This window comes from Clostridium sp. AF15-41, assembly GCF_003604095.1.
Lineage (GTDB): Bacteria > Bacillota > Clostridia > Lachnospirales > Lachnospiraceae > Coprococcus.
On record NZ_QTMQ01000018.1, the window covers coordinates 219 to 17,769 of the forward strand.

A 17,551-nucleotide genomic window follows, 5' to 3' on the forward strand; every position below is an offset into this window, starting at 1 on the left:
GCTTTACCATATCATCACATTCTACGGCTTTTCTTGCAATTCCTACATAATCAATCATGCTCTTAATCTCCTTTATTTTCTTTTAAATTTTATCGGCTCGCTAAAATATACTTCTTCTGGTGTATTATCAAGATCATATACAACAGCCTCCGGTATTCCTCCTGACGTATAACCACCCGGTATCCAGTTATCATTTGCTCCCATCTCGTTACCGCTTGGAAGTGAAATATTGTATTTCTTAGGATTATTTACATACATTATTATATAATCACCATTCTCTAGAGAACCAATATTATACCCCAGCTCTTTTTCTAATTTCGTCAGATCGCCCCCTGCGTTATTTAACACTCTATCAACCTCATTTTTAGGTAGTACAAACTGTGTTCCATCCGAGCGGCCTAATTTATCTCTACCATCAAAGTAATCATCATATGTTTTCTTTGATAAAATATATGCTGCTCCATCATCAAATTTTGACAAATGATTATCTATATACTCTTTGCTCAGATATTCTGATGGGGTCGGTCTGCTTCCTTTAGGAGTATTTAAAATATCCGCTATCTTTTCACTGGTTAATCCAGACTTGCCTCCAAGCTCCTTCTCAATCTCATCAGGCGTCTTTCCCTGCTTGAGTCTGTCGACAGCATCATCACCGTATTTCCCTATGATTGTGACAGCATCATCACCATGTACTATAATCGCATCGACTGCATCATCTCCATATTTCCGGATGATCTCTATTGCTTCATCTCCGTTTTTGATAAGACACTCTGCCACATCGTCTGCGCTTTTCGAAGAACCCTTCATCAGCTCGAAGATCTCGTCCATCTTATCCGCAAAACCATCCATCTGTGAAAGCTGCTTCAACACATCAGGAGACGCCCCAAGACCTCTCGCCTTTCTCAGCCAGTCAAGTCCTGTATCTCCGAAGTTCTTTGCAAACATACTTATCACTTCATCAGAAAGTCCCAGCTTCTTAAGATTTGTTACCAGCTTGCTGATATCTTCCAGCTTCGCTCCGTTTGCCAATAGCTCCTCTACTACATCAGCACCTAGAGACTTCACAAGTTTATTTTTCAGTGTAAGAGACAATATCGGTTTTGCAAGCTCTGAAAATAATGAAAGTCCTACGGTAAGTATCACATCAAATATAGTCTGTTTGACAATGATTTCTCCCGCTTCCTCATTACCATCCATATACGCATCAAACAGCTTAAAGGTCTGTATGCACGACCATACACTCACACCTATGCACACACCAGCAAGAGCTATCTGTGCTGATCCAAGAAACGATACAGCCCCGGCTGCTGCCATCATATTTATTGACTGGAAAATAAGGAGCATACCCTCTGTTATATCAACAAGTGTAAGTCCAAATTCAACCATAGTGTCATATATTACTTCGCTCTGGGTACTTCCACCGTTTAAACCTCCCGATATCCTGTACGCAGCCGTTCCGTCTTCCGAGAGAACTATATAACCCACTCCGTTCCAGCTTCCAAGCACCATTTCCTCACGGGGAATGAAAACCGTATAGCCATTTTGTGCCGCGGTTCTTATCTCCGATACCACCTCGTCCGCTGTGTCAAGTAATATCAGAGCATCTTCAAGATTTGAAGAATTAATAGCCAGAATGTCAACTCCACTTTCCACAGCATCCTTGAGTATACTTATAGTAGAAACAGCAGGTTCCCCCATAAGTTCTTCAAAAATTCCACTCTCATATTCCGAACCCATTATACCGGTCGTAAGCAGATATTCCCGCTCCGCATTCTCATCACCCAGAAGGCTCACCACACTGTGGCTGTCTTTATCCACATCCATGAACATATAGCCGAAATCAATCCCGCTTACCATTCCATAGATGTATTCCTTTTCAGCTTCATAACCTGTTATTGCTTCACTTATATTTCTTGTAGCTGCAACATTATAACTGTCCGCTGCTGCGGCATATGTCAAATCCAACTGGGCAAAATACAGTTTGCCCGTCATCTCAAGATATCTTCCCATATATTCAGGGCTATAGACATTTTTCTCTGACACACTGTCCTTAAGAGTGATTATCTCATCATAAAGACTTTCCATATCCGCATCACTTATGCTCTGTACATCAATGGTTACTGCATACATCGAACCTGCTGTAATTGTATTCGTTATTCTGTTGTTCCCTTCATTTGTATGGAACACTATGCTGAAGCTGCTGTCCGTTCCAAGAGGGCTGTATAAAAGCTTCTCTTCCTTATCACTTACAGCCTCCCCATCCACATAAAGTACAGGCATCATATGTACTGCGTACGATGGAGTTGTAAATATATCCCCATATCCCGAAAGGATCTCTTCGTCAGCATCAGTTGCAGCCTCATAAGAAAGAAGTATACTCTTGCCCGAAAGCTCATCCGCATTGAAACTTCCAAGAGTACAGCCATCCACTTCAAATGTCACCTGATCCCTTAATCGGTCAGGTAATTCCGCAAATGTCCCCTCTTCACTATCTACCTCATACTGCAGAGAAAGTGGAAGATACACTTCATCTCTCTGTTTTATTATACGTTTCCTGAAATAGACACTATTTAAATCCATTTCGGACAATGAATCTTCACATTCCGCATAAATATCATTGTAAACATTTTCGAATGTCTCTACAGCTCCCGACGATACAGCCTCATCAAGCTTTGCCGCAATTTCATCTGTATCTCCTGACACCGTATCATATACACTATGTACACTCTCATATTCCTTAATTCCCGTATCAAGGTCTATCCATACGCTCTCTCCATCTGCATCTCCCGCTCCCCGGTAGTTGCCGTAAGGTACAAGGGTTCTCACCCATACATGCTCTATTTTTAGATATACGGTTTTTCCTTCGGATGTAAGCCTTGTTACAGGCACCCCATTTGATGCAAGTACAGCCGCCGCATGCTCTGCTGTATCAGCTCCCGTAAGTGCCATGGCTTTTTCAGGCTCAAGAAGTATATTGCCCTCTACATACATTGAAGGATATCCCTTATATCGAAGCATAGCAATAAGAAGCCCTGCCTGGTCTACATCATTTCCACCCTTTGACTCAAATGTTCCTGCAGCACCTTTCCTGCTACCGTAGTAATATTCATAATCTATGTTGTTCTTTATGTAATTATATATATTAAGCGGCGTATCAAGCTCACCGGCAAGCTTCTTCATTTCTTCGGTAAGTTCCATAATCCCTGTACAGGAAATAAGCTTCTCATCTGAAATCTCCGAAGTGTAGTCTTTTGCTGTGAAATTCTCCACATCACTTTTTTCCGCATTATAAAGCTCCGCTTCAACCACCCTGTATACTTCCGGCTTATCCGAAATCTCTGATCCATATGTATGTACATCTTCATCAGCTCTAAGCAGCTCTCTCGCTTCTTCTATGAGCCCCAATACCTCAGCGGCATCTCCTGATGATATGTCCTCCTTCAGGGCTTTCTCTATATCCTCTGCCTTTTTCTTCCTCTCCGACAGTTCTGCCTGAAATTCCCCTTTTCTTTTCTCCAGAAGAGACTGTGCTTCATCTGACAGGTTACTTAATTCATCACTGCTTCTGATTATTTCTTCAGCTTCTTCTGCCATCTGTCCAAAGGCTTCTTCGACAGCATACAGATGTGTGGCTGTCTCTTCCACATTTCCACTTTTTACCTGATCTTCCAGCGTATCAAGTTCTGTGCCAAGAAGTTCTGAGGCAGGCATAGTATTCTCCTGACTATCCGCCGACTCTTTCTCTGTATCTTTTTCAGGCGCAGTATTCTCCGTTTTATATTCATCCTGCACCGTATTATTTACACTGCCGCTTTTTCCACAGCCGGCAAGCATGTTCAGACTTAACGCAAATACAAGCAGCATTGCTATGCATTTATATCCATATTTATAAGTTTTAATTTTTTCTATCATTTATTTATCCTCAATTTTATGTTGGTAATAAGTTGCCTGTATATTGATTTTCTTTGCAATTATGCTTCCTTTATAGTCAAAATCACACACATTTATTGTAACAGTACCATTTGGAGCATATATCAATCCGTTTCCATTTACGTTTGTCGCCTGTATAGTTATGTCACCATTTTCTGAAGCTATTACTACAGGATCTTTATATCCAAGAGTCATAACATTTGCATTAAAAGATATATCTCCGTTCGAAACTAAATCTGCGAATATATTAACCCTATTGCACCATGCTCTCGTAGTCGTTTTACATATAGTAGGATTGGTTACATTTGCCATATTGTACTCTGCGATTTCTTCAATTCCCGTATTCTGTTTCATATTGTCCAATATGTCTGTCATATAATTCGGAAGTTCTATCTGCGAAGCATTTTCGATTTTCTCTGCTATATGAAGATCTCCTCCCGCTATCTGCAATTTTCCCGCAGAATATGCCGTACCAAGAAGATTTAAGGTACTTCCCTGAAATCTGAATGTTTCGTTTCCATACACAATACCTTTTACATCTGCCTGACAACAGAATAATTGTACTTCTTCCTCACTTGCAAATAATGCATATGGAAGATCAAAATACGATTCATTATCAGGTATTTCTATCTCCTGAACAAATTCTTCCCCGATATTTCCCGCATTATCAACAGGACGTATATGAATATATACAGTAGTTCCCGGGGTACATTCTCCAAGATTCACAGTTGCCTTATCCTGATTAGCCGGAACTATGTCAGATATAAGATTTCCTTTCTCATCATACTCTGCAATATCCTCTATATACTCCTTATCGCTTACCTCCACTATATAGCCCTTTAATCCTGAAAAAGCTGTTGCCGTCACTATATTTGACTGTATGTTCTCCGTCTCAGAACTTGCCGCTATTCCTTCAACGTAATACTGATATGTTGTCCCCCTGTCCTCGCCATATATAGTTGCAATACCGTTATCCGAAATTTCCAGATCATCAACAACAGGCGCGTCCAGATCGTAAAATGATTTATCAGCTGAACCTGTACTGTATGTAAACTGTTTTAAATAAAAAAGTGTATTTGCCAGTACCTTACGCTCATCATCTGTAGCAAGTCCATTACTGTGTCCTGTCTGTATCATCGCAAGCTGATTATTTGTAAATAAATAGGCACTTGATGTCACACCGGTAGCTGAATCCGTACAGTTTCCATCCGTCTCCAGTTCCATCCACACAGTCGATCCCAGACTGCCGCCCGAACATTGTCCCTGTGTATGTGTCCATGGAATTTCAAGTGTACCTGATAGATTCCATGGATAGCCTGTAAGGAACCCTTGTTTTACTACTTTTACTTTATTTGAAAATCCTGATGAAGTGCCTCCCATTTTCATTCCAAGCATATCTGAAAATTTTAAAAAATAAGGCTTGTACCAGAGCGTATCATGTCCAAACAAAGCACCTCTGCCTGAATCTATAAATTTCTTAGTTGCTATATATGACTTTTCATTTAAATCTTTTGGTGATCCTATAGGTCCATTGTAATCACTTGAACCAAACATCAGAACATCATATTTATAATTTCCGTCCTCATCAAACAGATATTCTTCAGGCTCGGTATTATAATCATCTATATAAACAGTATCTATATCAAATAAGCCTTTTCCTGCCGGCTCACCTGTTCCGCTTACAGTCGTTTCCATCCAGTCGACAAGATAATTTTCCGCCGTTAAACGAGGATATATATTAAGCACCCTTACCTTTTCATTTCCGTTCCATGTAGAGCGTGTCTCCCAAACACCGTCTCCCTGCTTTCTAAATACCCTGTAACCATATCTTTCTTCATCATTTGTTATGTCATTCCAGTCAAGCTCTATACCATAATCTTCACCGTCTTTAACTGTACATGTCAATTTCAGTTCAGGCTTTTCCTTTTTATGCACCGTAAAATTAAACTCAGTACTTTTCCATATATTCTCTATTCCCGCATCTTCCTTAGACAGCACTTCAGTACGGAGTACATATGTCCTGCCTTCGGTCGCAACAATATCCATAACAGCGTCTGTCTTCTGTTCTTCCTGTTTCGGAATAAAAAGACATTCTTTTTCTTCTGTCTTTATGATCTCCCCATCTTCCAGTAAAGTGTAACGAATAACAGCCTTCATCTCCTGGTTAATGGTATATTGTATGGTTGTCTGTAATGATACCTGTTGTTTCCTGTCTGCTTCCAGTACATAATTGTCTGCTTCCGTTATCAGATTCTTTATTTCAAACTTCAATGAATGGTACTGCTCGATTTCCCGTACCAACAGAATATATTGTATGGTATCCTTTACACTTCCATATACGCTGCCATCCTCTTCCTGTACAGCATTTAACTTCTTTTCCACATCATCGGTATCATTTATTAATTCCCTTTTGTACAGATAACCTGCCAGTTTTGCCTGTTCCAAAAATGTCTCTTCAGAAAAATCTGCAGTAAAAACATTCTGGCAGTAGCTGTCCAACTTTTCGTACACAGAAGCATTGTCAACACTCGCCAATAACAAAACGATACCAACCTGTGCAGATAATTCCGGTACGGATATGTCAAATTTTGTATAACCAAAACCTCCGTCCGCTTTCTGCTGTCCAATCAGATAATTAACAGCCTTCGTCATCCTATCTGAATGATATTTCTGTTCCGTACTATCTGTGATTTCTTCCAGTCCGTCTTTTTCCCATACTGCTTCTTGTGCCAGCAATACCAGCATAGTATCATACACATCGCTCGTATAGGATTCTGTAAGGCCAAATCCGCCATCCTCATTCTGCCACTCCCAGGCTGTATCCAGATAGCTTTGACATCCCCTTGCCCATGCAAGATGTGCCAGTTCATCTACGTTAAGCACCGTATGTTCCTGCTCCCATTTTGTTAAAAACGTACTGTCTGTTTCATTTTTTTCTTCACGCAATACTGCCATTGCATTACAGGTGAAATTCGGAAGTCCTGCATTTTTCCATTCCCCACTTTCTTCACCCATTTCTTTGAGCCATGAAAGTGCCTGCGGTTTTCCTCTTTGTTCTTCTGCCTTGGCAGAAAATGGTATTAAGTTTAATAATAAAATAATGGTGAATATAAGACTTGTAAGTATTACGCTTTTCTTTTGTATGCGTTTCATACTACCCCCCCTTTTAAATTATAATTTCTTTAGACTTCTTTTTAGAATCAACTTAATCTACATGTACAAATGTAATGATAAACCAGGTGTATGCCCCTTCTTCACTCCGTACCGTGATCTTGCCACCCATTCCCTCTACGATAGACTTTGTAAGGGATAAGCCGATTCCGACACTGTTTGGATTCACATCATGGTGTACACGGTAGAATCGTTTGAATATATTTCCGAGATCTTTCTCTGCGATCCCCATTCCATGATCCTTGACATAGATCCTGGTAAAGACCGGATTGTGTTCTACCTCAACCGTGATCTCTGTTTTCTCCGGTGAGTAGTCTGAGGCATTCTTTAAAAGATTGATGATCGCCTCTACCAGCCAGTCACCGTCACAGACCAGCTTCCTGCCATCCTCACAGATCACATGAACCTCCTGTTCCCTACTCTCCGTCAGATAGGTTACGCTGTCTCTTGCCTGTAATAATAACAGCTTCAGATCACATTCTTTCCGGTCAAACTGGATTGCTCCCGCTTCAATCCGGGCAAGCTTTAAAAGAGATAATACCATCCATTCCATTCTGGTAAGCTGATTTTTTGATTCGTTAAGCACCCGCATCCGTTTTTCTTCATCTGTAAAGGAATCATCTAACAGCAGATCGATGAATACATTTAAGGATGCCAGCGGTGTCTTAAGCTGATGAGAGATATCTGACATGATATCACGTAAGAATACTTTCTCTGACATTTCCCGCTCTTTGCTTTCTTTTAAAAATGTCACCATCTTATAAAAGTTCGTATATAAGATTCCGATCGTACCCTGCATGTATTCTTCTTCCGGCAGCTCATCTTCTCCCTGAACTACACGAAGCATCTCATCCGACACATGCTCAATCTCCCGATAAGTATGGTTGATCTCCCGATAACTGATGAAAAACAGAATTACAAGCCCGACCGCTAATATCAGCAGGATAACCGCAATTCTCTTTTCATCGCCACCGAACAGGAACCGTATACCGATTCCAACCACTGCCAACAGTATTACAGACAGGATCACAAATCGTTGTATGAATCTTTTTCTCTCAAAATCACTTTTCAAGGCTTTAGTTTCCTCTTTAAATATCCCTTCCCACGTTTGCAAGAACCATAGCCGACATCTTCGGTACCTTCAGATAAAGCATATTATGCTCTACCTTGTAGTCACAGGCTTCCAGACTGTAGCCTTCTTCATTTGTGAACATCACTCTGCGCATAACCTCATGATTCTTGACACCGATCCGTCTGACATGCAGCTTCACATCGATATCTTCATAATTTGTATTCAGGATCACAACCAGCTGCTCTGTATCTGTGAACCGTCCATAAGCAATGATCTTATGTGCTCCATATAAGAACATAACTGAGCCGCGGATCAAAGCCTCATAGTTCTTATGGATGCGGATCATGTCCTTATGGAACCGGATCAGCTCCATATCTTCTCTGCCCCACGGATAAGTTCTACGGTTATCCGGATCGGTCCAGCCGCAAAGTCCTGCTTCATCGCCATAGTAGATCGTCGGAGCTCCCGGCCAGGTCATCTGGAATACAACACCCTGACGGAATATACTCTTATCGATACCCTCATTTGCCGCCTGCGGTCCCATCGTATGCGTACGTCCGACTCTCCGGTTTGTACGGGTTAAGAATCTGGAATGATCGTGGTTCGACAATTCATTCATCGCAATCTCAAGGGATGGACGCTGGAATCTCGCCATATGATAATTCATGGCTCCCATAAATGTATCCGGATTACCCAACAGATCACCACGGAACTCATCACTGTGTTTCTCAACACCAGTCAGGAACCAGGTGATCGGCTCCATAAATGCATCATAGTTCATAACGGTATCCCACTGATCGCCCTTTAACCAAGGCTTTGGATCTCCATAATGCTCTGCCAGTACAATTGCATTTGGATTTGCCTCTTTGACTGCATCACGGAACATTCTCCAGAACTTGTGATTGTATTCCTCTGAATGTCCAAGGTCAGCTGCAACATCCAGTCGCCAGCCATCCACGTTATATGGAGAAGATACCCATTTCTTTGCTATATTCAAAATATATTCCACTAATTTTGGGGAATCTTCATAGTTCAGCTTAGGAAGTGTATCATGCCCCCACCAACCATCGTAGGTGGTATTATACGGCCATACCTCTTCGTTATAAAACTTAAAGAATGACTTATACGGACTGCTCCAGGATACATATGCTCCCTTCTCGTAGCCTTCCTGATTCTCATAGATACACTCACGATCCATCCATTTGTTGAAGGAACCGCAATGGTTAAATACACCATCTAAGATAACACGCATACCACGACTGTGGATCTCCTCCACCAGTTCTGCAAAAAAATGATTGCTGGCTTCCAGATTCCGTTTGTCGGTTACACGGCTGATATATTTTGTTGCTCTTTTATTCTCTTTTACGCCATCCGGCAGGCATTCGCCCTCGTCCACAACGATCTTTCCGAAATGCGGATCAATATAATCATAATCCTGAATATCATATTTGTGGTTGGATGGTGATACAAATAACGGATTAAAATAGATAACATCTACGCCCAGATCCTGCAGGTAGTCTAACTTATCCTTAACACCCTGAAGATCTCCGCCATAGAAACGTCCGACATCCATATTTGCCGGATATTCATACCAGTCCTTCACCTGTCTGGTAGGACTGTCGATGTAGCAGTATTCGTTGTCCAGTACATCGTTCGATGGATCTCCATTACAGAAACGATCCACATAGATCTGATAAAAGACAGCTCCCTTTGCCCAATCCGGTACATCAAAGCCCGGACAGATCTCAAAGTTATAGTCCGGATTCACATTCTTCTGTACACCGATCCTGTTATAATAACAGGTCACGCAGCCTGAATGTATCTCAAAATAATAGGATATATATTTCTCTCCGGCGGGGATCACCGCCGTATAGTAATCAAATAAATCATCGGATTCTTCAACAGACATGACGAGCTTCTCGCCATTGTAGATCAAATAAACTTCATCAGCATTATCTGCACATGTTCGAAATCTAACCTTCACCTGGTCATTGATTCCAGGCTCCTGCGGTATTCTATAGTATTCAGAACCATCGGAAAACAATCCCCCTACATTGATAACCGGCTTCAGATCATATATATAATCATGAATTCTTTCTGCGTTCGTGTATTTGTCGGACATTCAAAACTCTCCCTTTCGTTTATGCCTTTTCATTCTAATACTTTTTTAATAAATAGACAACCTTTTTATGCTGACAACCAATGGCAAAAACTAAGCCCCACAGCATCCTCCACCGCTCCCCGGGGGTCTGCCCCTGTTATAAATACCTTGCTACGTTTTCTATTCACTGCACATGTCTGATTCGTAAATACTCCTGTGCTAACTCGCCTTCGGCTGAGCGGAGCACTTAGTGAAGACGAGCGTTAAAGCGAAGTCTGAGGTTAGTGCGTGCCATGTAAGTACACTTAGCGAAAACAAGCGCTAGCGTAGTTTGAGGTTAGTGTAGCTTACTCTGATTCAACAATAACGAAAGCCTCGCAATGGTATTTATAACAGGGGCAGACCCCCGGGAAGCGGCGGAGGATGCTGTGGGGCTTTTTATACGGACTATTGCCATGAAAATTGTCTAGGCAAAAGATAAGACATATAGGTCTGGGGCTGCCTGTCTATCTGTATTATAATATAACGTTTTTGAGGATTTCGTCGTTTACTGCACATTGTCAGTAAATGCGGGTGCTTGTCTGAGCCCGAAGGGCGAGTTGCACAGGAGCATTTACGAATCAGACATGTGCAGTGAACAGAAACCGCAGAAAGTTATTTATAATGCAGATAGACAGGCAGCCCCAGACCGTCAGGATGAATCGGTGGTGCCCGCCAAAAAATAAAAGAGACAGTCAACGCACGACTGCCTCTTTTGGAGAAGGTATTTTGTTACTTATGGGGTGTAGCCAAAACTATATAATGTATTGGGGGGTTACAAGTATTATTATATACAAATGCTTCTAAAAGTCTGCCCAAACATTTTTTTATTTTAAAAATTTTATTGTGCAAAACAGAGAGCGGCGTTTTTTGAAATTATTCAAAAAACGCCGTTTTTGTGCAACATGTACAAATTTTTATTGGTTTTCAATCAATTTGTTTGTGTTACTATTGTCTATATTGTTGAAGGCTCTGCGTTTGCAGCAGAGTTTGCATTTGGGACATCATCAAACAATGCTTCAAACTCAGCCCGGTCGATTCTCTCTTTCTCAAGGAGAAGCGCTGCACATTTATGAAGGATGTCTTCATGTGCTTCAAGGATCGCTCTGGCATCTGCGTAACATTCATCGATGATACGCTTAACTTCCTTATCGATCGCTCCCGCAACCTTCTCACTGTAATTCTTTGCATGACCAAGATCACGTCCAAGGAACACTTCTTCCTGATCATCACTTTCGTAATTGATCAGACCAAGCTTCTCAGACATACCGTACTTGGTAACCATTGCTCTGGCATACTGGCTTGCCTGTTTGATATCCTGCGAAGCACCTGTTGTGATATCCTCAAGAATCAGTTCTTCTGCGATACGTCCGCCAAGGCTTACCTTGATATCCTCTAACATCTTTGCCTTTGTCATGAATACGTTATCATTTTCAGGAAGCGGCATCGTATATCCACCTGCACCGGTTCCGGTCGGGATGATAGATACGGTATAAACCGGTCCCACATGAGGAAGCAGATGGAACAGGATCGCATGACCGGATTCATGATAAGCGGTGATTCTGCGCTCGCTCTCCGGTACCAGACGACTCTTCTTCTCTCCACCGATTCCTACTTTGATAAATGATTTATCTACATCTTCTTTTACGATATAAGCACGGTTATCCTTTGCTGCACAGATGGCAGCTTCGTTCATCAGGTTCTCCAGATCAGCACCTGCAAAACCTGCCGTTGTTCTTGCAATATCATTCAGATTTACATCTTCTGCAAGTGGCTTATTCTTTGTATGAACCTTCAGGATCTCTTCTCTGCCCTTGACATCCGGACGGTTTACGAATACCTTACGGTCAAAACGACCAGGTCTCAAGATCGCATGGTCAAGAATATCTACTCGGTTGGTTGCTGCAAGAACGATAATTCCTTCATTTACACCGAAACCATCCATCTCAACAAGTAACTGGTTCAAGGTCTGCTCTCTCTCGTCATGTCCACCGCCAAGTCCGGTACCACGCTGTCTTGCAACAGCATCGATCTCATCGATGAAAATAATACATGGAGCATTCTTCTTTGCTTCGTCAAACAGATCTCTTACACGGGAAGCACCGACACCGACAAACATTTCCACGAAATCAGATCCCGAAATGCTGAAAAACGGTACACCGGCTTCGCCTGCAACCGCCTTTGCCATCAATGTCTTACCGGTTCCCGGAGGGCCTACTAACAGAACACCCTTAGGGATTCTGGCTCCAACCTTTACGAATCTTCCCGGATTCTTAAGGAAGCTGACGATCTCTTCCAGATCTTCTTTCTCCTCATCCAGTCCTGCTACATCTTTAAATGTAACCGTCTTTCCGATATCTTCATTCTTCTTGGCACGGCTCTTTCCGAAGTTCATCATCTGTCCGCCGGATCCTCCGCCCTGGATCCGTCCGATCATGAATGTCATGATAATGACCATAATGATCATAATGATCAGATATGGGATCCACATGCCAAGCATGCTTTCCTTCTGCACATCGTACAGATTATACTTTGCCAGTTTTACCTGATCCTCTGCAGATGCCGTCGCATTCTTCTTATCAACTGCTGCTTCATAGTCATTATAGATCTTAATAATCTCATTAACATCTGCCGCATAGAATGTAAGCTGTTTTCCGGAAACAAACTCCACATCTACGGTTGCTGTCGGCACATTTGTATTCTGTGTAATATCTACCGCTGCGATATTTCCCGCGTTCAGATCTGCCGAAAATTCCGTATAGCTGTAATTGGTTGCAATATTACTGCTGCCACCCAGCCATTTGTTGATCAGCAGGAATCCGACAATAAGGATGATCGCATAGATCACAACAGCACTTCTTGCTCTCTTCTTATTCATTGTCTACTCCTTCATCTTGGTCTGTCTTTTTATATAAACAGTCTGATATCTACTGTTCAATCACTCCGATATATGGAAGGTTCCTGTACTTCTGTGCACAATCAAGTCCATATCCTACTACAAAACGATCCGGGATCGTAAATCCTGTCATATATAATTCAACCGGAATCACACGTCTCTCCGGCTTATCAAGCAGCGTTATTACCTGCATGCTCGCCGGCTTTCTGTTATTTAATAATTTGATCAGATACGACAGCGTTCTTCCTGAATCGAGAATATCTTCAACGACGATCACATCTTTTCCTTCTATTGATTCGTCCAGATCCTTATTCAGCTTCACAATTCCTGATGATTTCGTATCATCTCCATAACTGCTGACTGACATAAAATCCATGGTTACAGGAACCGTGATCTTCTTCGCCAGCTCACACATGAAGAATACACTTCCTTTTAATATTCCGATCAGATGAACGGTCTTTCCTGCATATGCTTTATCAATAGCTGCTGCCATCTCTGAGATTCTGTTATCTACTTCTGCTTCAGATATCATGACTTTAATCTGCTCTTTCATCTTCATTTTCTCCTTCTGGTATATATTCTAAACATATTACTCTTTTTGTATCAGGCCGTACCTTATACTTCTCACTCAACCGGACGCCTACTGCCCAGATGATGTCATGTCCGGAAGCTACAAGCGGTATCTGCAAACGCTCTGCCACCGGTATCTTGCAGGATGAAAATAACCGGTTTATCTTCTTCGTTGAGCCGTCTGATGCGATCACCATATAGTCATTTTCCATATATTTCCTGATAGTAATGCCATTCTGTATTCTATCATAATCTGCAAACTTCGTATACTCTTTTTTTGTTAAATCTAAATGAACAGATTTCTCAAATATTTCAATCTTCATCCTTCCCATTCCGGGCAGGATATATTCACCTGCACCTTTTATAACTATCTCCTGCCAGTCGACATCGCGTGCACCCTCTGCTGTCTTCTCAAAACACAGATATCCATAATTCTGATATACCATTCCACCATGCGGAAGCATGATCCGGCTTCCCGCAGCTGCCTGATACAGCTTCTTCACTTCTCTTACATGGTTCTGACCGATATCCTTTCTTCCGCCGCTGACTCTGCCAATCAATTCTAAGATCACAAGATCCTCGATCAGTTCATCCTGTTCCCGTAGCTTCCCGATTTCCAATACATATGCATCTGTTTTTCCGGTCTGTTTCCGTATCTCCATATGTTCATCCAGAAAATATCCTACCTGCTTCATCACATAGGTATCATACATAGCCGCATAGGCTGCTGCCTGACTGATATGTGCCGCTGCCTGTGTGTTTATCTCATTAAATGCCGGAATCACCTGATTACGGATCTTATTTCTGGCATAATCATTTTCCAGATTTGTGGAATCCGTACAATACTGTATCCCCTGCTGTTCCAGATAAGCCTCAATCTCCGTTCTGGTACATGAAAGTAACGGACGCACGATCCGGTCCCGCTTTACCGGTATCCCGGCTATTCCGGCAATCCCCGTTCCCCTTACCATGTTGAGCAATACCGTCTCTGCTACATCATTTTTGTTATGAGCAACTGCCACCTTATAATCAGTGATGCCATACTTGTCCGCTGCCCGGGCAAATGCCTCATACCGGGCATTTCTTCCCGCTTCTTCCTCCGTCAGCTTCTGTTCCTTTGCAAGCTGCGGCACATCGATATGGTAACAGTCACATGGTATTCCAAGCTTCTTACAATACTCTGCCACATAAGATTCATCTGCATCTGCCTCTGTTCCGCGGATCATATGGTTAACATGGACCGCATATAACTTGAGTTCTATTTTCTCCCGAAGTCCTGCAAGAACCGTCAGCAGGCAGATGGAATCCGCTCCGCCGGACACACCAACGATGCAGTTATCTCCTGCTTCAAGCAAATTCTGTTCTTTTATAAATTGATAAATCTGTTCTTCTAATGTATTTTCTGTCATATGTTTTCCACACCTGTCCGTCTTCTATGATTCGGATATTCGATCATCTATATTCATTACCTGTATCTTTGTATGCATATTGTATATACGTTTCTTTAAAATCCTACATCCACCGATATATGCAGCTTCGTTATTTTACATCCGGTCATATACATTTCTTCGTTATCTTAATACAAGCCCGCTATAAATTTCAAGTAACAAACCAGAAAGTTTATGCTATTTCCAATTTTGCCACGATCACCGTCACATCATCCTCAAGTTTACCTTTACAGCGAAAAAGCACCTGTGAGACAATACGATCAAGTGTCTCCTTGCAGTCATCCGTTTTCAGCGTGGAAATGATCTCCTGCATCTCATCCTCATCTCCCAAAGCTCCATCACTTACCATCACTACCCGATCTTCCGGCTGTAGTTCCTGATGGATCACATCGCATTCTGCAGATTCAAGGATACCGATCGGCAGGGATGCTCCCCGCAGCACCTCCGTATCCCCTTCATGAATAATATAAGTCGGTGCTGCCCCCTGCTTATACTGTGTCAATTCTCCGCTGTACAGATCTATGATTCCCATATCAAATGTCGTAAAACACCTCCCACTGTTCTTTGCCGATATGCAGTCATTTGAAAATGTTATTCCATAAGAGGGATCAAATCCGGCATCCAGTAATTCCTCCATTGTATCGATCATCAATGTACTTTCGCAGGACGCAAGACTACCGCTGCCCATTCCGTCTGATATCATCATAATAAGCCTGCCATCCTCATGCTCCTTTACCGAAAAATTATCCCCCGAGACATTTGACCCATATTTTTTAATTCTGCGGACAAAATATGTGCAGCGATATTTTGCGCATTCCTCAAATACGACCACACGATCATTTTCCGATATGATCGCAGGTGCATCCTCTGACACACGAATCTGCTTGTCCAATACCTCAGACATGATTTCTGCCGCATCTCTCGACAACATGATCCTCTTATTCTTCGTTCTTGCTGTTATATAATACTGAATATGATTCATCTCATTCTTCATAGATGATAAATGTGTCATGACAACCCCATGCTCCATAAAGCTTGCACGAAGCCGTTCTTCCCTGTTCAATGAAACCGGTTCAGCAGTTGCCAGATTATCGGAAAATCTTCCGATCATATCTCCGACCTCACCCAGATCTACTCTTGCTGCAGCAGGTCCACATCCTGCCAATGTATATTCGATCCGTTTAAATGCCCCGGATAATTCACGTATCTTCTCTGCCGTGATACGGTTCATCTCAGTCGCAGTCTGAAGATTATACTGTGACTGAATCCATCCATCCTGAACCGTAAGCAACCATTTGGGGGTCGCCGCAAAGATCAGCAGCGCACTTCCCACACTTTTGATTCCCTCAAATGTCAGGAAATAATCATCGTACATAAATCCCGTCAGAATACAGGCTACAGTTACCGCCATAATGGTTCCCATTTTTCTTTTATCCGAAAGTGCGCGCCCTGCAAGGATCAATATTGCAAATATAAAAAATCCACCGACTAATTCCGGTCTTCCGCTCTTAACCGCCGCAATGAATCCGCATACGCCTGTGACAGCCATTCCGTAACCCGCACCAAACCTGTGAAGTGTATACCACGACACATAAAGGCTACACATTAACAGCCAGCTCACTGCCCTACCGATCATATATGGCATCCCCCACATACAAACAGCAGTCAGAACCAGAACCCCCAGCAATTCTTCATTGTACTTCTCTCTCTCTCTTTTCTGTAATAACAAAACCTGTGTTCCTGTCTGAAATACAGGTATCGTTCCGACAGATATCACTGTTTCAAATAAAGCCATAAGCGCCGCATCCTGCATACCGAAAATGTACATACCACATATAAATGACCAGACGAATATTATTAATCCACAGCTTCCGGCAAGTATCAGATATGTACGAGTTCCTCCCGATCGCCTGCATTTCAACCCACCTTCAAGGTTCATGCAGACCAGAACAGCCACCAGGATCACACTGTATTTTATTAAGAAATAAGCAGCAGAGTTTTCACCCGTTCCCATCACATACGGTCCCATCCGAAATATCTGCCCCGTGTTCCAACCTTGTCCGCCATATAACACCGCCCCGCCAAAAAGCATTGCTGTGAACAGACCGAACGTACTCTGTTTCATATAATAAACTGCAATAAGCATCGGAACCATAAACGGATGCATACCAACGATCGCAGAATGTCCGCATAGGAATCCGATCAGATATAACAGCATACGATTCACTTTTTTTTCATTCATATATGTGTCCTCCCTTTTCGCCTTAAGTGTCAGACATTATACGGAGATAACACGTAAAAAAAAAGCGAATGCTGAAAACAGC

At 42.2% G+C, this 17,551-nt stretch carries 8 protein-coding genes; all 8 read right to left on the reverse strand.

Translation table 11 applies throughout. The annotated features are described in order from the left end of the window. Nucleotides 1–72: 72 nt before the first annotated feature. The 8 genes from DWW43_RS11015 to DWW43_RS11050 all read right to left on the reverse strand — a co-directional run bounded on the left by DWW43_RS11015 (nucleotide 73) and on the right by DWW43_RS11050 (nucleotide 17,469). A complete protein-coding gene (locus DWW43_RS11015) occupies nucleotides 73–3,912 on the reverse strand; it encodes a transglutaminase domain-containing protein (protein ID WP_119963583.1) in 3,840 nt (1,279 codons plus the stop codon). Beyond that, nucleotides 3,913–7,083, reverse strand: coding sequence for a hypothetical protein (locus DWW43_RS11020; RefSeq protein WP_133302418.1), 3,171 nt, complete (start codon nucleotides 7,081–7,083; stop codon nucleotides 3,913–3,915). It abuts the gene before it with no gap. A 52-nt stretch (nucleotides 7,084–7,135) separates the two neighbouring features. Beyond that, nucleotides 7,136–8,173, reverse strand: a complete 1,038-nt coding sequence (locus tag DWW43_RS11025; RefSeq protein ID WP_243104477.1) for a HAMP domain-containing sensor histidine kinase — start codon at nucleotides 8,171–8,173, stop codon at nucleotides 7,136–7,138. Between the two features lie 16 nt (nucleotides 8,174–8,189). Then, nucleotides 8,190–10,295, reverse strand: coding sequence for a glycoside hydrolase family 13 protein (locus DWW43_RS11030; protein WP_119963586.1), 2,106 nt, complete (start codon nucleotides 10,293–10,295; stop codon nucleotides 8,190–8,192). Between the two features lie 973 nt (nucleotides 10,296–11,268). After that, the gene (gene ftsH / locus DWW43_RS11035; protein WP_119963587.1) at nucleotides 11,269–13,191 is read right to left on the reverse strand and encodes an ATP-dependent zinc metalloprotease FtsH; all 1,923 of its coding nucleotides are present in this window, start codon (nucleotides 13,189–13,191) and stop codon (nucleotides 11,269–11,271) included. A gap of 49 nt (nucleotides 13,192–13,240) precedes the next feature. After that, nucleotides 13,241–13,762 (reverse strand): hypoxanthine phosphoribosyltransferase, encoded by a 522-nt coding sequence (gene hpt, locus DWW43_RS11040; RefSeq protein ID WP_119963588.1) that lies wholly within the window; start codon nucleotides 13,760–13,762, stop codon nucleotides 13,241–13,243. Continuing rightward, nucleotides 13,746–15,188: a tRNA lysidine(34) synthetase TilS gene (gene tilS, locus DWW43_RS11045; RefSeq protein WP_119963589.1), complete on the reverse strand. Its 1,443-nt coding sequence runs from the start codon at nucleotides 15,186–15,188 to the stop codon at nucleotides 13,746–13,748. The genes hpt and tilS overlap by 17 nt, the downstream gene beginning before the upstream one ends. 211 nt (nucleotides 15,189–15,399) lie before the next feature. Continuing rightward, entirely contained in the window at nucleotides 15,400–17,469 is a 2,070-nt protein-coding gene (locus DWW43_RS11050) for a SpoIIE family protein phosphatase (protein ID WP_119963590.1), read from the reverse strand. Nucleotides 17,470–17,551 lie beyond the last annotated feature (82 nt).